We start from the raw sequence: 19191 nt of genomic DNA, 5'->3' as shown, positions 1-19191 counted from the left end.
CAAATGACTATCAGGACGGTAGAGAGCCATGGCCCCTGTTACTCGCACGCTCGGTCCGCTTCACCTTGAGGACCTTGAGCCTCACCGCTTTGAGGATCTGGTCAGGCAGCTCCTCTACGACTTTCGCTCCTGGCGGGACCTCGAGGCGACTGGAAGAACCGGAAGCGACGAGGGGTTCGATGCGCGTGCGACGGAGCTCGTCTACGGCGCCGAAGCAGTTGAATTGGAGAGCCTCGAGGGTGCGTTGTCTGGTGGCGCCGTGGAAGAGCGCCAGTGGCTCATACAATGCAAGCGGGAGAAGGCGATCGGGCCGAAGAAGATCGAGGGTTACCTGGAAGGGCTGCCCAGCGCTCGTGAAGCCCGGCTCTACGGCCTCATATTCGCGGCCGCATGCGATTTTTCGATCGAGGCGAGAGACCGCTTCTACGCACGGGCGCGGGACCTTGGTTTCCAGGAAGCGAAGCTTTGGGGGAAAGGCGAAATTGAAGACCAGCTTTACCAGCCTAAGAACGACCATCTGCTGTTCGCCTATTTCGGTGTCTCCCTCCAGACGCGCCGCCGATCTATCAAGACCGAGGTACGCAGCCGGCTTGCCATGAAGCGGAAGGCGAAGCGTCTCCTCCAGCCGCACACGTCCGTGATGGTCCGGGACGCGAGCGACGACCGCTACCCGTTCCTCGACAGGACAGAGCAGCCCCGCCGCGTCCGCGGCCGATGGGCAGTATACAGGTTTGGAAAATGTGGTGCCTTTGGCGTTGAGCTCCTCTTCCGCCGGCACTTTGCTTTCATCGACGATGATGGTGAGCACTGGGACTACGCGGAAAGGATGAATGACGCTCCGCCGCATGATGACCCCTTGCCTGACCCGGAGCGGCCTGAGACTGACGCGGCGCGAGCTGAAGCCTTTGACCAGTGGAGCAGTCTGCCAGAGGGGAACCGGGCTTGGTACGAGCTGATGCTGGTGCTGCCCTACGAATCAATCATCGACATCGATGAAGACGGGGATGATTATTTCGACGGTCCGCACATCTACGTCCAGCCGTTCGTCCCGGAGGGCAATGGTCCGTTCGCAGAATTCAAGCTCGTCCACCTATTCGCCATGAGTAGTTGGGGACGCTCCTGTCGAGACGATGACGGACGAAGGATGGCCCTTTTCCCGCGACATCAAGCGGTCGAGGATGGAGTCGCAGGCAATACGGACGCTGCAGCGTCAGGTTCGATCTGATAAGAATGAGTACGGCAGCCTCTGGCGTGGCGCTAACGCTGCCGTCGCATGCGACGACGTGGGTAGAAGGACGATCCTCTTGCAGCTCGATACGGTGCCGCGTGAACTCACTCCAGAACTCTTGGCCTTCTGCGGAACCATTTCCGACGAAGCGCCGTGCTTCGTTCCGTCGGTGCCGGGGACGGGCGCAGTGCTCGGATCCTGCTTCGACAACGTAGCACGGGAAGTCGAGCGCAGTGGTGGCTCCATCGTGCATGGCTGGGCCATCTGGCACCTGCGCGGTGCTTATTACGAGGCGGAGCATCATGGAATCTGGTCCACGCCTGGGGGCGAGCTGCTCGACGTCACGCCGCAATTGAATGGCGCTCCGAAGCTACTATTCCTGCCGGACCTCTGCGCCACCTACGATCCGGCTCGGTTCCGTCGCAACGTGATTGAGGCGGAGGCCGGGAATGCTGTCGCTGCCGAATTTGTGCGGTTCGCGCGCCGGCGCAGCGAAATTGTCGATAGCTACCGTGCAGGCAGTCCACAGATCGCGAAGATGACGATCGTTCACAAGATGGAAGTGGCATTGATCATGCTGCGCATGAACGATCTCCTCGAGCGGCTGAGGGCAGGCGGGCTGGAGACCTGCGATTTGGGGCGGGTTGACGCGTGTGCTCGCCAAGCATCTTGAGAGCGTCCTTGCTGAGTTCTGCCGTGATGCGGACGTCGGCCCCTACGGGCTCGATGACCTCCAGAGGCGTTTCGCGTCACTTCGTAGCTACGCTCGGCTGCCTCGAGGCCGCCAAAACCGAGGGCGGCCTCTTACTGACCAGGAGATCGCATTCGCGGTCTTGGGTCTGACGCCTCTGATTCCGGAGTGGGCAGGGCATGCTTGCGCGATCCTCCAGCGTCATGGACCGGTCGGAGGGGTCGAGACCGCGTTCGCGGGAGCCGGCGAATTCATCACCGCCCTAACCCGAATCATCGGAGATCCGGAAGTAAGGGGGAGCGTCGTAGCCGTGCACCTTTCGTTGGCTCCGATCGCTATCAACAGCCGTGGCTGGGCAAGAATCGCGTATGACAGCGGCGGAACGCGGAAGTGCGCGGCTTATGTTCCGCAGGAGGCTGTCACCCTGCTGCAGCCAGGGGCCGACATCGATTTTGATGCCGCTGCGCGCTATGCTTCGGTCTCGCGAGAAATCGCTCTCAGCCGGCGCTTCTTCGACTTGCTGGCGGCTCGCGTCGCCAGAGATCGCCGCCACCCGCAGCCTGTGCCTAAGGATGCTTCCGAGTACGATGCTGAGGAGGCTGAACGAACGCGGCTGGAGCGCCTAGGCGTCACCCCGTCCTCGACGTTCCTCAACATCGGGGTCGACAACCAATTGACCTGGCCGCGACACGAGGAACTCGTCGCTTTCGACCAATACCGGCTCGTGCTGATGCCGAAGACCAACGAGTTCGTGCAATCGATCAGCATCGACCTGAACTCTAACCGGCTTAGCATTGAACAGGCGCAGACCGTCATCAACCGCTTTCTGAGCATGCTCTCATGGTGCGATGACCAATTCGCCGTCGTGGAGGGCGGTTGGGCAGGTAGTCCCGTTCCGCTCCCCTTAGCGCGCCGGAACCTGGCCTTCACCTCGACTCACCAATGGGCCTTTGCGAGGTCGATGCCGGCTTCCGAGGAGGTACGGAGAGCGCTCGCCCTTTACCGCGAGGCGAGGAACGCCGAGCAGAATTTCCTCGTGAGCTACGCCGTCCTCAATTACTACAAAATCATCGAACTGCGGCACGTCGGTTGGAAAGCCGGTACGAAGTGGATCGCAGACAATTTGAGTGCCGTGCTCGACGACCCTCGTGACCAGCACTCAATACCGACATTCCTCGCTGCCTGCGGTGCCGATTCCCCGGAGAAGTACATCTATGCCGCGTGCCGGGTGGCGGTCGCCCATGCCAGTCTGGACCGGGTTTCCGACCCCGATGAGGCTGCTGAGCTGCGAAGGCTCGAGAATGCTGCAGATGTGATGCGTCGCCTGGCGCGTCGCTTCATCGCGGTCGATCTAGGCGTACCCGACGATCCCTTCGCTCCCTGAATGACCTCTGGACTGGACGGGCGAGTGAATATCGCGTCCGAGACAGCTTCGGGCGCTATGTCGAAGCTTAGTTCCCGAAGTGCTCATCAAGGAAGGCGTTTGTGCCTTTGAGCGCTTTGCTGAAACTAGGTTTCTTCGAGACCTGGATCACCATGAGCCGATCATCGTCGTCGACGAATGTTCGAAAGTGATCCAGGACCTCCTTCTGCGTGTTGTTCGCGGCGAGGAGCCACGCGGACAGCTGGCTCTTGACCGCGTCGACCCTGCCGAGCTCTTCCCATAGAGGCTCGTAATCATGGCCGCTCTTCTCTGCGACCAAGTCGTACGTGATTAAGAACACGGCCATTGGTGACTCCTCAGTTCCGAGAATCTCGATGAACTTCGCGCCTAAGGACGTCTAGGGATCATCTCGTGCTTGGCGGATGGCGTTCCTTGAATCGCTTCAGCTCGACTCTTTCTTGCGGGCCTAGGATGAACATCCTCGTCGGGTATTCGGCGTCGTGAGTCTTACTAACCCGCCGCTCGTCGAGGCGGCTGACCAGAACGCCGAGAGCCGGGTTGAACTGGCGGTGGTCCCAGCCGGACTTCGCGTGCAGCTCCGCTACGTTGACGTTGCCGTCGAAGTCCAGGGCGAGAGCGGCAAGTATCGCCGCGTCGAGTGTCGGGTCCGTCTTGCGCGTCAGCGGGTCGAAGGTCGAGAACAGCTCCAGCCGGTAGCCCATCAGCGGGAGCGATCTGCCAGAGACCGTCGTTGCCGAGATGTAGCCGTCCATCTCCAGCTCGGCCACCGCGTCTTGAAGATCGCGTATCGGAACGTCGCTGAAGGCACTCAGGACGGCATCAGCATTGATGCGGCCGTTGAGCCCCCTCTCCGAAGCACCGGCAAGCCACGCTCCGAGGCGGTAGCCCAGCTCGCTCAGGCGCAGATCGGCCGCCGGCGTTTTCGTCACTTCTGTTTCCTCGCCCGGTGGTGGCGCCTCTCGCACGCGGGGTGGGATGGCGACCCCGCCCAACCAGCCGTCGATGCCGTCGACCACCTTCTGGGCGATGATGGCAAATGCGCGAGTGTCCTCGCCGACCAGGTGCACCGTCTCGCCGATGCCGGCCTCTCCCGATAGGTCGGCAAATTTAGCATCGATTACGCCGAGGTTGTGACCGATGACGTGGCGCTTCTGAATGTTCAGCTTCAGAGCCGCGAGTTCCTCGTCCTCGAGGACATCGAAGGGATTGAAACCGAGTTCCGCGAACTGCTTCTGTCCTCGTTCCACATTCTGGAAAGCGTTTCCGATATTGGCGACCGGGTCGCCGGGAAAAGCAGCTTCACGCCCGAAGAGGTAGACCGTCTTCAGCGTCGCCTCGAATGCGGTCAGCACGTCCTCATGGGCATTTCCCAGCAACCGGTATGCGAGCTCCTGGAGGTCAGGCTCGAGGCCGTCGGCGAGCTGGACCTGCGCGTCGACCAGTTCGACCTCACGCGCGAAGTGGAGGCGCAGGTTCGGCGCGCCGCAGTCGGGGCAGAAGAGGCCAATGGCATAGACACCGTAATCCCGACCGCAATGATCACAGATCAGCTCCCGAAGGAGATCGTCGCGATAGAAGCGCAGCCGCGGGCGAGGGTTGTTCCTGACTTTGGCCTCGATGCTCACCAAGCTTTTGCGCGGCGTCCGTCGGTTCAGTCCCTCGAACATGCTTGTGAGGGCGTCCTCAACTTCACGAACGGCGGCATCTTTGACCATCGCGATCGCTGCCTCGCGATCGTCAGGGTGGATGAACTCGTCGTCGTCGGCGATGACGCCGCTATACGGGCAGACCGTCTGAGACGAACCCGGCTCCAGCTTCATGCGAGCGCGCTTGTCGTCGCTGATATCCTCAGGCCGCTCCGGATCGCCGAGCACGAAGTGACGTGGGTGGGCGTTCTCGTTCGGGGAGAAGCGATAGACTCTGCCATCGGGGGTCTTGGGCACGGGAAGGCTCAGGTGCATCTGATTGGCAGCGCCGCCGGTGCGATATCTGTCGAGGTTTTTGAAGCGCATGGCTTGGTCTCACCGATATAGCTTAAGTGCCTAGCGCGTGCCCAGGGGGAAGGCGTCGGACAACCCTGATCACGCTGGTTGCCTTGCCTGCCGGCGGACCAAGGTTGGCATTCCGGCGCCGCTTCGCTAGGTTATGCCCGGGTCGGTGGCTGAAACGTCTGACAACGCTTCAGCAAAACCGAACTTCGGATTGGCTCCTCGCTGGCACTCCGAGAGCAAGCGATCGAGCTCGCGCGCCAGGGCATGCAACTCTCGCACCTTCCGGTTGACGACGACCAGGTTCTGCTCGACGATTTCCGCGAAAGCCGTACCCGAACATTGCTTCGTGTCGGACAGAGTCAGGAGCTCCCTTATCTGGTGCACCTCGAACCCAAGTTCGCGGGCTCGTCGGATAAACATGAGTTGTTGAAGGTGGCCGCTGTCGTAGGCCCGGTAATTGCCGGCGGTTCTCGAGGCGCGGGGCAGGAGTCCCACTCGCTCGTAATAGCGGATGGTTTCCACCTTGGTGTCTGTCGCAGCGCCGAGCTCGCCTATCCTCAATTGCATTCTCCGACAGCGAGAGGAAGTTCCTCAATCGCACGAAACTGATCCTGAGCCGCCACCGAATCTTCCAGAATCGTCCTGCGGAGTACGTCGTAGTGGCTTCATTCCTGCGGTGCAAAGTTCCTCCCGAAAACAGCGCCGAAGCCGGCCTCAGGCACTGGGGTGGCCGGAAAGGAGGATCTAGGTAATTTCGGCATCTTGGCTTCCACAAAAATTTTCGCCACCCCGGACATATGCATGGGTCGTACACCGCACAGGCCTCCTCCCGACCAACGCAAAGGTGTGTTCGAACCGGCAGGCATAAATCTCATCCGCCTCTAGGAACGTTGAAGCCAGCGGCTGACGAATGGTGCGATGCGGACCCTGGCACGAGTTTGAGTCTTCCAGCACCTGGCATCAAACGTGGGCGGCGATGCCTTGACTGCTTAGGGCTTGAGAATGGAGATCCCAAGGCTGGGACTGAGATTAGAGGAATATAGCCGGTGTCGTCAATTCAGGAGGTATCGTACTTTCCAGAAATATATCCTGACGAACTCCTGTATAGCGTTATCGCACGCTATATTCGACATACCGGCGTTGCTCAAACTGCGGCACTTGACGTGCTGTTTGGCACTAAGGGAGCCAAGCCATCTTACTTTCTTCCCACGAGACTGGATGCTTTCGTTCAACGAATCCCTAAAGGCAGGGAGATCACCGTCCGGCGTGTCGCGTTGGAAAACACGATTTTGCCATTTTACACAGCATTTCGCTCACCGGCCTACCTCGAAGAGCTGCTTGAATTGATGTCGGGTGCTTCGTCATTATTCTCGCAGAAGGTTGGCGCGGCTACCGGTTCTGCGACCCGCGCTAGGTTGCGCTATTGCCCTGACTGCAATGATGATGCGCTTCAACAGTTTGGTGAGCCGTACTGGATGAGGCGGCACCAGTTGGACACGAGCCTCGTCTGCCCGAGCCATGGATCGCTGCTGGTAGATAGCAGTGTCGATGTCTCGCGCAATGTCAGGAACTATGTGAGTGCCAATTCCGCGAATTGTCCGTCCTCTAGTCCATTCTCTGCGCAAGTAGTAGGCGACGACATGGACAAATTGAACCGCATCGCCTTGGTTGGGCACGCGATGCTCGATAGCTGGCGAGTTCCACTTTTGACAGATGGTACAACCCTGCGTCAGCTAGTGATCGCTTCTGGGTTCAAGTCTCGAAAGAAAGGCCAGGTAGCCCGGGCGCAGTTAAGCGACGCGATCGTACGACACTTCGGTTCCGTATTGGAGATCTGGCCGCAACTATCTTCCGGGCAGTCCCATGAGAGATCCTGGAGGTGTCGCCTCGTGTCGGAATCTCCGTTCTACCAAGCGATCGTATTCTCTTTTGTAAGTCCCCTGCCAAAGTCCCAAATTTCATCGACGCCTTTCGGAGATGGACCGTGGGGCTGTCCGAATCCGCTCATCGCGCACGCGGTCGAGAAGCCCGTGACGAAGATCACGGTTCGGCGGAACAGGGGAGCTTATGTCGGAGAGTTCGAGTGCTCCTGCGGCTATGTTCACACCCGTCGTGTGGATGACGACGGAACGTTGCATCCTCCTCGCCTGAGGTCGTTCGGCCCGTCCGCAATCCCCACCCTCGAAACCTCGGTCGCCGCTGGAGAAACTTGTAAAGCAATAGCATCCAAGTTGGGGGTCTCAGGGCCGTCCGTTGCAGTCATTGCTCGGACCCATGGCATTGATGTGCCATGGTCGCTACGCTCCGAATCCCCCTGTACGCAGGGGGGAGCGAAGTCGGGACGGAAGAAGGTGCGGAAAGATCGGCAGCCGCCGAAAAAGTACTATATTCCGGTAGCGGCAGATCGGCGCTTTTCAAAGACGGACTGGACACAAGTTGACGATGAGCTTGCTAAAAATGTGCATGCCGAGGCGGATCGAATCAGGCAGTTGCCTCCTCCGGCGCGCGTGACGGTTAATGCTCTGGCGCACGCGATTCCTCGCGGCTATTTGCTTCAAAGGCCGTTGAGCCGATTGCCTAAGACCAAGGCTGCGCTAGCCAATGTCGTCGAGATACCTGACCATGCGTTACGGCGTAAAATGCGGGCCGCGATTGCGGCGGAGATGGAGCGAGGGCATGCACCGACCCCAACGAAACTTCTTCGCCTGGTAGGACGTCGAACGGACAGGTTGGAGCTTGCTCGTGCCGTTCTGAACGAAGTTTTAGGTCGAGATGGATCGCCTGGCCGGCGCGCACGGAGCGAGTCCGACCGAGACTGAAAGGACTTTATTTGACCATAGGGACGCCCTTGAAGGCCGCTGAATGCGAAACTGAAAGGATTAATTTCTTTCCCAGGGTCCGGACGGTAGCGGTCTTACGAAGGAGAATTAGCGCAGAGTTGAAAGGACTCTATTCCGGCCATCCACCGCGCGCGTCATCCGGTGGCGCGCGCCGGTTCCTCCTTGGCGGAGACCCCGTCGATCCAGCTGTCGAGGACGTTGATCCCGTCATCGGCGAGGACGAAGCTGGCGCGATAGCCGGGCGCGATGCGGCCGAGCTCGTGTCCCAGGCCGAGGAACTCGGCGGGATGCAGGCTGGCCATTCGCGCCGCCTGGGCGAGGTCGAGGCCGAGCATCGACACCGCGTTCCTGACCGCCGTCGCCATGTCGAGGTCCGAGCCGGCGAGGGTGCCCGCGTCGTCGACGCAGACGCCGCCGCGAACCTCGATCGTCTTGCCCTGCAGGACGAACGACTTGCTCGCCGCGCCGACCGTCGGCATCGCGTCGGTGACGAGCATGAACCGCTCGGGCCGGCTGCAGCGCAGCGCCAGGCGCAGCACGACCGGCGCGACGTGCGCGCCGTCGACGATGATCCCGCACCAGCTCGCCTCGTCGGAGAGAGCGGCGCCGACGACGCCCGGCTCGCGGCTGCCGAGCTGCGACATCGCGTTGAACAGGTGGGTGAAGCCGCGCAGCCCCTGGTCGAGCGCGCGCCGGGTGACGGCGTAGGTCGCATCGGTGTGGCCGGCGCAGACCAGAAGGCCGGCCTCGACCAGGGTTTGCAACTGGTCCGGATCCACCTTCTCCGGCGCGACCGTCACCATCCGCCGGCCGCGGCCGGCTTGCGTGAGCACGGCGAGATCGCCGGCATCGGCGCGCCGGATACGGTCCTCGGCGTGGATGCCCTTGCGGTCGACGTTGAGGAACGGCCCCTCGATGTGGATCCCGAGCACGCCCGGGACGCCGTCGGCGATCGCCTGGTCGACGGCGGCGATGGCCAGCGCCACCTTCTCGATGTCGTCGCTGATCAGCGTCGGCATGAACCCAATGGTACCGAAGCGGCGGTGGGCGCGGCCGATCGCGGCCACCCCTTCGGCGGTCGGCACGTCGTTGAAGAGCACGCCGCCGCCGCCGTTCACCTGGGTGTCGATGAAGCCGGGCAGCAGCATCGCGCCGCCGAGATCGCGCCGCGCGATGCCCGCGGGCAGATCGGCCTCGGCCGGCAGCGCGGCGACGCGGCCGCCCTCGACCAGCACCGCGACGTCGCGGCGGAAGCCCTCGTCGAGCAGGACCCGGCCGTTGGTCAGCGCCATCCGCATCACAGGGTCTCCGTCACCTTCGAGAGGTGGGGCGGCCGGTCCGGATCGAAGCCGCGGGCGAGCGAGAGGGCGTTGGCGGCGCGATAGAAGCTCTGGATCTGCAGGATCGGCTGGAGCGCGGGATGGGACTCGAGGCAGGGCAGAGCGATCGCGCCGCCCGGCGCGTCGCCGGGAACCGCGACCCGGGCGCCGCGCGAGGCCAGCTCCTCGACGAGGGCCAGGACGCCCTGGGCGGTCCTGTCGCGCTGGCGGAACACGAGGATCGGAAAGTCGGCGCCGACGATCGCCATCGGGCCGTGGCGGACTTCGGCGGCGCTGAACGCCTCCGCGTGCAGGCCGCAGGTCTCCTTGAGCTTGAGCGCCGCTTCCTGGGCGACGCCGAGCGCGACGCCGCGCCCGATCGTGTAGAGGCTCGTCCGGTCGCGCAGCAGGTCGACCACGGGGCTCCAGTCGAGGTCCCAGGCCCGCTCGAGGAGGCGCGGAGCGTCGTCGATCGCGCCGGCCAGCGCCTCGTCCTCGGCCCAATCGGCGACCAGGCCGGTGATCGCGGCCAGCGACGCGATGTACGATTTGGTCGCCGCGACGCTGCGCTCGGGCCCGGCGCAGAGCGGCACCACCTCGTCGGCCAGTGCGGCGAGCGGCGAGCCGGTGTCGTTGACCAGGACGATCACGAAGGCGCCGGCCTCGCGCGCCGCCTCGACCGAGGCGAGCAGGTCGGGGCTTTTGCCCGATTGCGAGATGGCGATGCACAGCGCCCCCTCGAGGCGCGGCCGCGCTTCGTAGACCGAGGTGGTGGAAGGCGCGGCGGAGGCGGTGGGAACGCCGGTCCGCGTCTCGATCAGATATTTGGCGAAGGTCGCCGCATGATCGGAGCTTCCCCGGGCGCAGGTGACGACCAGGGTCGGCGGCGTGCGGCGGAGCCGCTCGCCGATCCTGCGCCGCTGGTCGCGGCTCTCGAGCTGCCGCGCCACCACCTGCGGAGCGGCGGCGGCTTCGGCGAACATCAGGCTTTGGCTGGCGGTCGCGTTCATGGTCATCCGTTCAGGTCCGCGGCGCTGCTCACCACGTGGTTGTGCCAAGGCGGGCCGAGGCTCCCGCCGAGCGATGGCCGGTGAACGCATGCGCCCAGCCCTGGAGCCCCGCGCGCGCAATCCGGGTTTCGCGAAGCCCCTGCCTCACGGCGCCGCCGGCTGCCGGCATAAAGTCCCTCCGCGCGTCGTCACTCGAAACCCGCCCCTCGATTCCGCACTTAAATTGGACAGTACCAATGCAGTACCAGATCACTTCGAGCGGCCAAAGGGCTAAATAGCAGCTCGTGGTCGAGACGGACCGCCGCCAAGAGGTGCTGGATCGATCCAGCATGTCACGGGCGCGCGGGAGGTTATACCCAATCGGCTGCGCTCCTGTGCCCGCAGCGCAACGCGCCGCCGGATTGTGCAAACGGCGAGGAACGGCCCGGATCGGCTCTCGTTCTACCTCCCTATGGCCGACCAGACCGGAAGAGTTCCCGCGGAGGAGTTGCGGCGCCGCGCCGCCCATTACCGGCGGCTGGCGCGCGAATGCGCCTATCCCGAAGGCGTGGACCTGCTGCTGCTGATGGCCGACGTTCACGACGACGAGGCCGCGGCGGCGGCGGGCGAGGTCGAGGGCCCGTTCATGGCGCGGCCGACGCCGTCGGCGGGGTGAGCGCGGCCGCGCCGCGGCGGCGCGGCTAGGCCCCGGCGGCGACCAGCCCGAGCACGTTCTCCACCTCCTGGAAGAGCAGCTCCGGGGCGAACGGCTTCTCGAGGATCGCGGCGGCGCCGAGGCTCTTGGCCTCGACCTCCACGTCGAATTCGGCATGGCCGGTCATCATGATCACCGGCCAGGCGCAGGCGCGCCGGCGCAGCTCCCGCAGGGCTTCGAGGCCGCCGGTGCCCGGCAGGCAGACGTCGAGCAGGATGCAGCCGCGCGGCAGCTGGTCGGCCCGGGTGAGGAACGCGTCCGCGGACGCGAAGTGATCGACCCGAAAGTCCTTCATCTGGAGGAGGACCATCAGCGATCGCGCGACCGCCTCGTCGTCCTCGACCAGGTAAACGCAACAATTGAGGACCATCGACTCGCCCTCCAGACAGCCGCCGTGCAAGAAAAAGCAGCCCGGCAGACAGGTTTAACCCGATTGGTCCCGAGCGGTTGCAGACTATCGTGGTAAACCAAATGTTGACCGTGAGGATGCGTCCTTGCGGCCACAGTTTGGTCCGTAACCGATCTGTCACGTTACGGCGGCGCAAGCCCGAGCGAGATGCGGGGAGACGATCGCTCATCTGTCGCTTACCGGGCCGGGGCGCGGCGCCTGCCTTGCCGGGGGCGTGGCGATTCTTGCCCTTCTCCGCGACGTTGCATGGCCGAGCGCGGCATGGATCGAAGGCTCGGGGGCAGGCATTTGCCTCAGCCCTGCGGGAGCAGGTCGGGATCGAACACAGCGCCGCTGGACGAGAGATACTTCCAGCAGATGCGTTGATCTCCGGGCTTGATCCGGTGTTCTCCGTAGCGGACCTAGGCGTCGCGCACCGTCTCGCCCGGACGCAGGTTGACGAAGTGGAATTGCACCGGCCTGGCCTGCTCCGCCGGATCGGCCTCGGCCTCGAGCGCTTCGGTCCGGCTTTCCTTCCTGCTCATGATTCTTCTCCTCTCGCATACGGCGCGCGATCGATGTCGCCCCGGGCGCCGATCGGGACGGTCGGATCATCTGCCGCGGCGAAGCTGCGCCCCGAGGCTCTCGATCCGGCGCTCGTTCTCCCCCGCCTGGATCAGCTCGGACTGGCCGACGAGCAGCGCCATGATGGTCAGCGCGTCGTCGACCGAAATCCTGCTCTCGCCGAGCGCGGCGAGCAGCGCGGCGCCGCCGCGCTCGGAATCCTGCGCAGTCTCGATCGGCGGCAGGTGGAAGCGCAGGCGGCAAGGCGGCGCGTCCTCCGCTCGGCCGGCGGCCGGATCGGCGAAGCCGAGGATGACGGCATCGTTGTCGCCGATCCGATCGCGGCCATAGGTTGCGAACGCCTCGGCCCTGGTCTGGCCGGGCTGCTGGACGACGACGTGCCAGCGCGGCGCTGCCGCCCCGCCGGGCGACGAACCCTGCGAGGGCTCATCGTCGACGATCGACATTTCCAATTTCGTGTCCGCCATGTGTCTTCTCCCATTTGCTCTGCGTCGGGTGACGGGGCTCGATCGCCGGTCCGCCCGGCCGGCGGCGGCGCCCGAACTTCTCCTCCAGCCGGGTCAGGCGGCGCTCGTGCTCGCCGGCCTCGATCAGCCCCTTCTGGGCGACGATCAGCGCCATGATCGCGCCGGCCTCGCCGACCGGGACCTGGCCGGCGGCGACGGCGGCGAGCAGGGCGGCGCCGGCCTTTTCGGCATCCTCGGCGGTCTCGATCGGCGGCAGCGGGAAGGTGACCCGGACGTCGCGGCGCCGCGGCACGATCCGCTCGAGGCAGAGGCGCAGCGCGGCGCGGTCGCCCTCGAGGGCGAGCTCGATCGCCTTGCGGGTGATCGCCTCGGCCTCGCCGTCGAGCAACTTCTCGACTGCGATCGAGGCCTTGTTGCGCGAGCCGGCAGGGCGCCCGCGCGGATTGCCGCTCTGCCCGGGCGCGAAACGGCCGCGCGGGGCCTCTTCCGGTGCGTCGATCGTGTCGGGCATGTTCGCGTTTCCTGGAAAAATTGCTGCCGTGGCCGCGTCAGGCGCGTTCGCCGCTGATCGGCCCTGTTCGAATGTTCTTTATCTGTTCTAGCATGATGTAGTGATTTTCGCAAGTGTCAAATTGCGATCATCGCAGAGCCGGTTCGCCTGCCAAAACAGGGAATCTACAGGAGTCGGGCTCGTGGCGCCGGTGCCGAAAGGGGGGGGGCGGGGGCAGGGTGGAGGCCGCATCCGCTCTGCCGGCAGGCGAGTCGCGCGACCGCCGGCGGCCTTCGGGCGCAGGCCTTGAGAGCTTCGGAGCGTGGCGGATCAGGCCCGAAACAGAGGCTGATCCCGGCCGTGAACAGGGCGTGCGACGGCGGGGGTGGGGCGTTGCTCAAGCAGCGGCGGAGTGCGCGATGCGCCGGTTCGCCGCGCTGGAACCCCTCGCGACCTTCCCGAGAAGCGACGTTCCGGCGAGCCGCTGACACGACGGTGGCCCTTGCGTTCTGCTCACTCCGCCGGCTACCAGCCCGCAACTCGCAAGGACCCGGTGAGATTCCGGGTGGCTATTCCGGCCGCCGACCCGCCGGACAACATCACGCCTGGTCCCGATCGCCTGCCCCGGCGCGGCCCTGCCCTGATGCGGATCTTCCGATGAAAGACTTACTTACCCGCTCGCGCTGGTTCAACGATGCCGTCGGCGCGCGCCGTGACATTCTCGCCGGCATCGTCGTCGCGCTCGCGCTCATTCCCGAAGCGATCGGCTTCTCGATCATTGCCGGCGTCGATCCGCGCGTCGGCCTCTACGCCTCCGTCGCCATTGCCATCGTGATCGCCTTCACCGGCGGGCGGCCAGGCATGATCTCGGCGGCGACGGCGGCAGTCGCCGTGCTCGTCGTGCCGCTGGTTCGCGAGCATGGCGTCGCCTATCTCTTCGCTGCCACCATCTTGATGGGCCTGATCCAGATCGTCGCCGGCCTGCTCCGGCTCGACTTGCTGATGCAGTTCGTCTCGCGATCGGTGATCACCGGCTTCGTGAATGCCCTCGCCATCCTGATCTTCATGGCGCAGCTGCCACAGCTCACCCATGTCGGCTGGCAGACCTACGCGATGGTCGCCGCCGGGCTCGCGATCATCTACCTCTTTCCACGCCTTACCAAAGCGATTCCGTCGCCTCTGGTCGCGATCCTCCTGCTCAGCGCGCTGAGCATCGGCCTCGACCTGCCGGTGAATACGGTTGGCGACATGGGCCGCCTTCCCGAAGGCCTGCCGAGCCTCGCGTTTCCCGATGTACCGATGACTTGGGAAACGCTGCGGATCATTCTGCCCTATTCGGTCACGATGGCCGCGGTCGGGCTGCTCGAGTCCCTGCTCACCGCGCAGATCGTCGATGACATGACCGAGACGGACAGCGACAAGAAGCGCGAATGCGCCGGGCAGGGAAGCGCCAACATCGTCGCGGCCCTGTTCGGCGGCATGGGCGGCTGTGCGATGATCGGTCAATCGGTGATCAACGTCACCTCCGGCGGCCGCGGGCGGCTCTCGACCTTCACGGCCGGCGCCTTCCTTCTGTTCCTGCTCGCCGTGCTCGGACCATGGGTCGGGCGGATTCCGATGCCGGCGCTTGTCGCGGTGATGATCATGGTCTCGATCGGCACGTTCAGCTGGAACTCGATTGCCAACCTGCGCCGGCACCCGCCGACCTCCTCGGTGGTGATGGTGACCACCGTCGTCGTCGTGGTGGCGACCCACGACCTCTCGCTCGGGGTGCTCTCCGGAGTCCTGCTCTCCGGCATCTTCTTCGCGGGCAAGGTGCAGCGCATGTTCTCGGTCGAGCGGGACGTCTTCGACGAAGGGCGCGTGGCAAACTACCGGGTGAGCGGCGAGATCTTCTTCGCCTCGGTGGACCGTTTCACCCGTGCCTTCACCGGCGACGAGCCGGCGGAGCGAATCCGCATCGACGTCTCGGCCGCGCATTTCTGGGACATCTCGGCGGTCGCGGCCCTCGACAAGATCGTCGCCAGGCTGCGGCGCGGCGGCGCCGAGGTCGAGATCGAGGGCTACAACAAGGCCAGCGCCGACCTCGTCGACCGCTTCGCGCTGCACGACAAAACCGGCGTCGAGATGGGGATCGTCCCTCATTGAGCCTGCCGGTGAAGCGCTTCCGGTATGCGCCATTTCCGGACCTTCAACCGTACCGGTGAGTTTCCCGGAAGCGGACTCTCGGGCCCTCCCGGCCGGGTGCGGACGCGGGGCCGGCGTGCGAAATTACTGAATCAGGTAAACTGGCCGCGTAACCTGAGTTACCGTGACAGGTGCAACCGCCCGAAATCGCTACCAATCTTGGGGGCGGAGGGACGTCGACGGAGGGCGCCGGGGTGGCAGGCGGCGGCGATAGTGGGTCGTTACTCCACGCCGATATTATGCTAGACTTGTCCGGGCGTGACGGGAGGACCGGCGGTGCACAGCGTAGGGGTCTTGGTGGAGCTAGCGATCGCCCTCACGGCGACCGGCCTGGTCAGTCGCCTCCTCTTCCTGATGTTCGCCAACTGGCACGGCGGCTTCGCCAAGCCGTTCACCATCCATCTCTGGAGCTTCGGCCTGTGCGGGATGCTGTTCGTCATCTGGTGCACCGTGGGCGACACGATCAACTGGTTCGCGGCGCACAAGGTCTTCCTCCCGGAATGCGCGTGGTTCATTTTCGACTGCCTCCGCGCGACCGGACAGGGCTACAGCGAGGACGATGCGTTCGATCCGGACCGCGCCGATCACGGCCGCTGACGATCGGGCCTGGGCGTCCGCACCAGCGTCCGCCTAAGCAGCCCGTCGGCATAGCGCCACTTCACGATTTTCCCGGAGCCCGGTGGCTTGCTCGGAAGCGGACGGTGGGGCGGGACATGAGCATGGTCGGGTTCGCCTGGGATTGCCGACGTGCGAGGCCTGCTCCGCCATCGTCCGCAGCTGTCCGGTTGAGCGGACGTTCCGGCCGACGATCGCCAAGGTCCGCTTCACAAGGGCGGACTGGACGCTCAGCGTCAAGGGATTCGCGTGCGGCTGACGACGTGAATCGACCCATTGCCGCCCTTCAGCTTTTCGGCGAGGCTCGTCGGATGAGGAAGCTCGTAGCTGTCAGTGTCGTTACGTCGCTCTTTGCGTGCAGCGACCAGAAAGAGGAACGCTACGCCACCTGGGCGGAAGCAAATCGCGCAGGAGCAGTCGAGAGGGGCTGGCTGCCCCCATTCGTCCCGAAGAACGCGCGCGACCTCCACGACACCCATGATCTTGACACAAACGAGCAGAAACTGACGTTCACCGTCCCTCCTGAGGCGGTGCGGCCAATGCTGGACAGCATCGCCCCTCGAAGTGTGTTGGAAGGAAAACTGGCAGCCAAGGCTCTTGATGAAGCAGGTTGGAAAGCGAGCGAGGCACAGGATGTAGTGGCTACTCTGCTTTGCACGCGGAGCTACTCGGGGACCGTCGTAGCCAATCGGCGGACCGGCCGAACCGTGTATCTCCGCCCTTCCGAGTGGGCCATGGAGCGTTGTCCAAGACCACTCTGATCTCACCGGTGGGTCTGGTTTCCACCCTTGCCGGTCCTTCCCGGCTGCGGCAACGGAGCGACCGCGCAATGTCGCATTGGGCTGGAAACCGGCCCTTCCTCACGCATCGTTCTCCGCATAGCTGATCAGCCACTCGCAGACCTGTAGCGTCGATGCATCGCGCCCCTCCACGGACGCGGCATAATCCTTTTGAAACTCCCGAGCGATGAACGTTTCCAAGAAGTAGTGGTAAACCCGGCCATCGCGCTCGATCGGGGAAGTTTCGTCTGGTGCGGGGCAAACCAACGTAGCTTCAGCGTCGATAGTCCACGGCTTGGAGACATAGATCGTCGTGTCGTCGTCTTCCCATCCGGCTGCCTGTTCAACCAACTCGATAAGCTTCATACCGCTTCCTCCCGCGCTGACCTGAACCGTATCGGGGGGCTGGAAGGGCGACAATGGTCGAAGCACGACAAACGGCGCCGGCGCTGCCGAAGGTCGGCTTTCCTCCCACGAACCCGTCATAGGGCTCAGCTCGAGCCGATCGGCTGAAACGGGTCGGTAGCGGAAGTAGCCGCCGGCTGAGTGCGAAGGTCCGCTTCCAGGCCACCGACCGGCCACGAGCTCCTCCTCGAGCGGAACGGCCGCAGTGGCTGGAAAGGCGACCTTCCCGCCCTCAGAGGAACACGAGGTAGAGAAACACGGCGAAGCCGGCGACGATGGCCATACGGCCCCACGAAGGTATCCGGGAGCCGGGCCGCTCTCGATACGGGTCATGTTCCCGCCAGAACGCGCTTTCGATGCGCCACACCTCCGTGGTGAGCGCGCCAAGCGAGGTCGTCTCGGAAGGCGCGCTGCCGTTCGCGTGCAGATACCGCAGCAGGAGCGCTTTCAGTTCATCGGGTTTGTCAGACTGGCCGGTCCGTTCGATGACCACCCGTTGGCCATCGGTTCCGATGCCGTATGGCTCTCCATTCGGTCCGTAGGCAGCAGGGTAGACACCGTTCTCGACGTCGATGGCTTCCAAAGCGCGCTCTGCGGCGCGGAGCGATGGGTAGATCAGCAGCGGTTCGTCAGCAGCGACGAACAATGCTCCTTGGGGGACGGCAGCGGAGTCGTATTCAAATTCATTGGTCGCGCTGCGGCGCGTGAAGAGGACGGCTCCGCTCGCGCCATCTTCAATCAGGACGATCTCAGTCGAGTAGAAGGAGTAGCGGTCGTCTGCCAGGAGCGGGATGCCATCGAGCGCCGCGAAGAGCGCCCACTCGGCTGTCTCCGGGTCAAGCCACGGTGCCTCTTCCACGTTCCTGAACCGCAAGGCTTCCCCGTTCCAAGTCGTCAGAACGGTCAGATGCCCGTTGCGGGATTGCAGCAGCGCAACCAGCTCACGCTCCGTCACGAGCGCCTCGGCAGCATCGTCGAACCAGATGCCCCGAGGAATCCTGCGTTTGATCTTAGTCACAGGCTCGACGTCGTCGCTCATGCCCCGGACTGTGCCGCCTCGCTTGGACGGCAGCAATGGGTCGGACTCGGAAGCTGGCGCCCGCAGGGCGGGAACGTCCGCTTCTCGCCAGATAGGCCGACTGAGGCTTGGCCGACGTTCGGATGACGGCTCGGGGTGGAAGTCGGACGTTAGTTCAGCAGGGACTCGAGGGCAGCGATATGCCGCTGGAACTCGCCGTTGAGCCGAAGCCGCTCCTCCTCATCGTCCCGCCAGATTCCGAAGTCGGCTAGCCCGCCCCGCGCAGATCTCAATAGCGACCGCCAGACCACCCCGGCTTGCTCAACACGAGCAGAGAGAACCAAGTCCTCGTCGGCTATCTCGGCAAGGGCCCCTTCGATTAGGCGGGCGAGAGAATGTTCCTGCTCTCGGCGGAGTATCTCCCACAGCGAGAGCAGGTGCTCGTGCACCCGCGCAGCCTTCGTCACATGCTCCATCCCGCGACGATTACCAACCCACTGGAGAGGTCCGCAACGGGTCGGATCACGACCAACCGGGCTCGGACGGCCGAAGGTCATCTGTGGACGCCCCTTCGGATGCAAGCGGTAAATCGGGGTAACGTTGGCACGTAGTCGGTTGCTGTCATCTGTCCGGCCTCGATGAGCAGCGCCATAGCTGCGGGCCAGTATGGGAGTTCGCGGACCGGATCCATTTCAGCTTTGCGCGCTTGGGTGGCGCTCTGACTTTCACTGGTTCTTCCAGCCCCGTCTCATCGACCGTTGTGCCATACCCTCCTTCGATCCGCCTACGTCCCCGACGCCTCTGGCTGCCGCCGCGACTTTACGCCGCGACTGCCGCCGGAGCTCTGTAGTCCTCCTTTTTCGTCAGCAGCGCCCAGGCCATGCGCGCCATCTTGTTGGCGAGCGCGACCGTGACGAGCATGCGTGGTTTGCGCGCAAGCATTCGCTCCAGCCACGAGCCTGCTGGCGCACCGTGGCGACATGCTCTCCGGACCATTGAGCTGCCGCCGATAATGAGCAATCGGCGGATGGTGCGCTCTCCCATCTTCGAGATGCTGCCCAGCCGCTGCTTGCCGCCTG

The 19191-nt window shown here is 64.2% G+C and carries 20 protein-coding genes, 1 pseudogene and 1 other annotated feature; of the genes and pseudogenes, 8 read left to right on the top strand and 13 right to left on the bottom strand.

Translation table 11 applies throughout. The features are described 5' to 3' along the window. The first annotated feature begins 28 nt into the window (after positions 1 to 28). The 3 genes from E2493_RS09815 to mauJ all read left to right on the top strand — a co-directional run bounded on the left by E2493_RS09815 (position 29) and on the right by mauJ (position 3303). On the top strand, positions 29 to 1225 hold the full coding sequence (locus E2493_RS09815; protein ID WP_135086224.1) for a PDDEXK family nuclease: 1197 nt from the start codon (positions 29 to 31) through the stop codon (positions 1223 to 1225). Between the two features lie 79 nt (positions 1226 to 1304). Next, the gene (locus E2493_RS09810) at positions 1305 to 1901 is read left to right on the top strand and encodes a hypothetical protein (RefSeq protein WP_135086222.1); all 597 of its coding nucleotides are present in this window, start codon (positions 1305 to 1307) and stop codon (positions 1899 to 1901) included. A gap of 160 nt (positions 1902 to 2061) precedes the next feature. Further along, positions 2062 to 3303, top strand: a complete 1242-nt coding sequence (mauJ, locus tag E2493_RS09805; protein ID WP_225421331.1) for a methylamine utilization protein MauJ — start codon at positions 2062 to 2064, stop codon at positions 3301 to 3303. Positions 3304 to 3370: 67 nt separating this feature from the next. Here mauJ and E2493_RS09800 read toward each other — a convergent pair whose 3' ends face one another. The 3 genes from E2493_RS09800 to E2493_RS09790 form a co-directional block, all read right to left on the bottom strand. Beyond that, positions 3371 to 3649, bottom strand: a complete 279-nt coding sequence (locus tag E2493_RS09800) for a CRISPR-associated protein Cas2 (RefSeq protein WP_135086218.1) — start codon at positions 3647 to 3649, stop codon at positions 3371 to 3373. Between the two features lie 58 nt (positions 3650 to 3707). After that, positions 3708 to 5336, bottom strand: a complete 1629-nt coding sequence (locus E2493_RS09795; protein ID WP_135086216.1) for a hypothetical protein — start codon at positions 5334 to 5336, stop codon at positions 3708 to 3710. Between the two features lie 126 nt (positions 5337 to 5462). Continuing rightward, positions 5463 to 5882 carry a MerR family transcriptional regulator gene (locus tag E2493_RS09790; RefSeq protein WP_135086214.1) on the bottom strand — a complete coding sequence of 140 codons (420 nt, stop codon included), beginning with the start codon at positions 5880 to 5882 and terminating at the stop codon, positions 5463 to 5465. A gap of 479 nt (positions 5883 to 6361) precedes the next feature. On the opposite strand from E2493_RS09790, the gene E2493_RS09785 reads away from it, so the two are divergent. Next, positions 6362 to 8134: a TnsD family Tn7-like transposition protein gene (locus E2493_RS09785; RefSeq protein ID WP_135086212.1), complete on the top strand. Its 1773-nt coding sequence runs from the start codon at positions 6362 to 6364 to the stop codon at positions 8132 to 8134. Between the two features lie 155 nt (positions 8135 to 8289). Here E2493_RS09785 and nagA read toward each other — a convergent pair whose 3' ends face one another. Together nagA and E2493_RS09775 are read right to left on the bottom strand one after the other, a co-directional pair. Further along, positions 8290 to 9453, bottom strand: coding sequence for an N-acetylglucosamine-6-phosphate deacetylase (gene nagA, locus E2493_RS09780; protein WP_135086210.1), 1164 nt, complete (start codon positions 9451 to 9453; stop codon positions 8290 to 8292). After that, positions 9453 to 10490, bottom strand: coding sequence for an SIS domain-containing protein (locus E2493_RS09775; protein ID WP_225421329.1), 1038 nt, complete (start codon positions 10488 to 10490; stop codon positions 9453 to 9455). Before E2493_RS09775 ends, nagA begins: the two co-directional genes overlap by 1 nt. Positions 10491 to 10935: 445 nt before the next feature. Here E2493_RS09775 and E2493_RS09770 point away from each other — a divergent pair, with 445 nt between their 5' ends. Continuing rightward, entirely contained in the window at positions 10936 to 11139 is a 204-nt protein-coding gene (locus E2493_RS09770) for a hypothetical protein (protein ID WP_135086208.1), read from the top strand. A gap of 25 nt (positions 11140 to 11164) precedes the next feature. Here the strand turns inward: E2493_RS09770 and E2493_RS09765 are convergent, their stop codons facing one another. The 4 genes from E2493_RS09765 to E2493_RS09755 all read right to left on the bottom strand — a co-directional run bounded on the left by E2493_RS09765 (position 11165) and on the right by E2493_RS09755 (position 13129). Beyond that, a complete protein-coding gene (locus E2493_RS09765) occupies positions 11165 to 11548 on the bottom strand; it encodes a response regulator transcription factor (RefSeq protein ID WP_135086206.1) in 384 nt (127 codons plus the stop codon). Positions 11549 to 11988: 440 nt separating this feature from the next. After that, positions 11989 to 12111 (bottom strand): hypothetical protein, encoded by a 123-nt coding sequence (locus tag E2493_RS22060; RefSeq protein ID WP_263854074.1) that lies wholly within the window; start codon positions 12109 to 12111, stop codon positions 11989 to 11991. A gap of 66 nt (positions 12112 to 12177) precedes the next feature. Beyond that, on the bottom strand, positions 12178 to 12618 hold the full coding sequence (locus E2493_RS09760; RefSeq protein WP_135086204.1) for a hypothetical protein: 441 nt from the start codon (positions 12616 to 12618) through the stop codon (positions 12178 to 12180). After that, the gene (locus E2493_RS09755) at positions 12578 to 13129 is read right to left on the bottom strand and encodes a DUF5681 domain-containing protein (RefSeq protein WP_191992983.1); all 552 of its coding nucleotides are present in this window, start codon (positions 13127 to 13129) and stop codon (positions 12578 to 12580) included. The genes E2493_RS09760 and E2493_RS09755 overlap by 41 nt, the downstream gene beginning before the upstream one ends. A gap of 522 nt (positions 13130 to 13651) precedes the next feature. Continuing rightward, positions 13652 to 13707: a sequence feature (sul1 is cis-regulatory element that is thought to sense ions involved in sulfur or methionine metabolism; They are found in Alphaproteobacteria), on the top strand. A 58-nt stretch (positions 13708 to 13765) separates the two neighbouring features. Here E2493_RS09755 and E2493_RS09750 point away from each other — a divergent pair. From E2493_RS09750 to E2493_RS09740, 3 genes are all read left to right on the top strand, one after another. Next, positions 13766 to 15256, top strand: coding sequence for a SulP family inorganic anion transporter (locus E2493_RS09750; RefSeq protein WP_135086202.1), 1491 nt, complete (start codon positions 13766 to 13768; stop codon positions 15254 to 15256). Between the two features lie 336 nt (positions 15257 to 15592). Continuing rightward, positions 15593 to 15892, top strand: a complete 300-nt coding sequence (locus E2493_RS09745) for a hypothetical protein (RefSeq protein WP_135086200.1) — start codon at positions 15593 to 15595, stop codon at positions 15890 to 15892. 329 nt (positions 15893 to 16221) lie between these two features. Then, positions 16222 to 16671, top strand: a complete 450-nt coding sequence (locus E2493_RS09740; RefSeq protein WP_135086198.1) for a hypothetical protein — start codon at positions 16222 to 16224, stop codon at positions 16669 to 16671. Between the two features lie 99 nt (positions 16672 to 16770). On the opposite strand, the gene E2493_RS09735 is transcribed toward E2493_RS09740, so the two are convergent. The 4 genes and pseudogenes from E2493_RS09735 to E2493_RS09720 all read right to left on the bottom strand — a co-directional run. Then, positions 16771 to 17055 carry a hypothetical protein gene (locus tag E2493_RS09735; RefSeq protein ID WP_135086196.1) on the bottom strand — a complete coding sequence of 95 codons (285 nt, stop codon included), beginning with the start codon at positions 17053 to 17055 and terminating at the stop codon, positions 16771 to 16773. A 271-nt stretch (positions 17056 to 17326) separates the two neighbouring features. Then, positions 17327 to 18133, bottom strand: a complete 807-nt coding sequence (locus E2493_RS09730) for a hypothetical protein (protein ID WP_135086194.1) — start codon at positions 18131 to 18133, stop codon at positions 17327 to 17329. Between the two features lie 149 nt (positions 18134 to 18282). Then, complete coding sequence (locus E2493_RS09725; RefSeq protein WP_135086192.1) at positions 18283 to 18588, bottom strand: hypothetical protein; 306 nt, start codon at positions 18586 to 18588, stop codon at positions 18283 to 18285. Positions 18589 to 18931: 343 nt separating this feature from the next. After that, a pseudogene (locus E2493_RS09720) lies at positions 18932 to 19191 on the bottom strand (IS110 family transposase); the annotation flags it as partial.

The organism is Sphingomonas parva (ex Maeng et al. 2020) (assembly GCF_004564275.1).
Lineage (GTDB): Bacteria > Pseudomonadota > Alphaproteobacteria > Sphingomonadales > Sphingomonadaceae > Allosphingosinicella > Allosphingosinicella parva.
Note: the sequence above shows the minus strand (reverse complement) of the source record. Positions and strands in the feature narration are given on the sequence as shown.

What these genes read in the sequence shown, in the direction of transcription:
- E2493_RS09800 (WP_135086218.1), bottom strand. Translation starts at nt 3,649, where the DNA reads ATGGCCGTGTTCTTAATCACGTACGACTTGGTCGCAGAGAAGAGCGGC.
- E2493_RS09750 (WP_135086202.1), top strand. Translation starts at nt 13,766, where the DNA reads ATGAAAGACTTACTTACCCGCTCGCGCTGGTTCAACGATGCCGTCGGC.
- E2493_RS09770 (WP_135086208.1), top strand. Translation starts at nt 10,936, where the DNA reads ATGGCCGACCAGACCGGAAGAGTTCCCGCGGAGGAGTTGCGGCGCCGC.
- E2493_RS09815 (WP_135086224.1), top strand. Translation starts at nt 29, where the DNA reads ATGGCCCCTGTTACTCGCACGCTCGGTCCGCTTCACCTTGAGGACCTT.
- E2493_RS09755 (WP_191992983.1), bottom strand. Translation starts at nt 13,129, where the DNA reads ATGCCCGACACGATCGACGCACCGGAAGAGGCCCCGCGCGGCCGTTTC.
- E2493_RS09775 (WP_225421329.1), bottom strand. Translation starts at nt 10,490, where the DNA reads ATGACCATGAACGCGACCGCCAGCCAAAGCCTGATGTTCGCCGAAGCC.
- nagA (WP_135086210.1), bottom strand. Translation starts at nt 9,453, where the DNA reads ATGCGGATGGCGCTGACCAACGGCCGGGTCCTGCTCGACGAGGGCTTC.
- E2493_RS09790 (WP_135086214.1), bottom strand. Translation starts at nt 5,882, where the DNA reads ATGCAATTGAGGATAGGCGAGCTCGGCGCTGCGACAGACACCAAGGTG.
- E2493_RS09735 (WP_135086196.1), bottom strand. Translation starts at nt 17,055, where the DNA reads ATGAAGCTTATCGAGTTGGTTGAACAGGCAGCCGGATGGGAAGACGAC.
- E2493_RS09760 (WP_135086204.1), bottom strand. Translation starts at nt 12,618, where the DNA reads ATGGCGGACACGAAATTGGAAATGTCGATCGTCGACGATGAGCCCTCG.
- E2493_RS09730 (WP_135086194.1), bottom strand. Translation starts at nt 18,133, where the DNA reads ATGAGCGACGACGTCGAGCCTGTGACTAAGATCAAACGCAGGATTCCT.
- E2493_RS09765 (WP_135086206.1), bottom strand. Translation starts at nt 11,548, where the DNA reads ATGGTCCTCAATTGTTGCGTTTACCTGGTCGAGGACGACGAGGCGGTC.
- E2493_RS09725 (WP_135086192.1), bottom strand. Translation starts at nt 18,588, where the DNA reads ATGGAGCATGTGACGAAGGCTGCGCGGGTGCACGAGCACCTGCTCTCG.
- E2493_RS22060 (WP_263854074.1), bottom strand. Translation starts at nt 12,111, where the DNA reads ATGAGCAGGAAGGAAAGCCGGACCGAAGCGCTCGAGGCCGAGGCCGAT.
- E2493_RS09740 (WP_135086198.1), top strand. Translation starts at nt 16,222, where the DNA reads ATGAGGAAGCTCGTAGCTGTCAGTGTCGTTACGTCGCTCTTTGCGTGC.
- E2493_RS09795 (WP_135086216.1), bottom strand. Translation starts at nt 5,336, where the DNA reads ATGCGCTTCAAAAACCTCGACAGATATCGCACCGGCGGCGCTGCCAAT.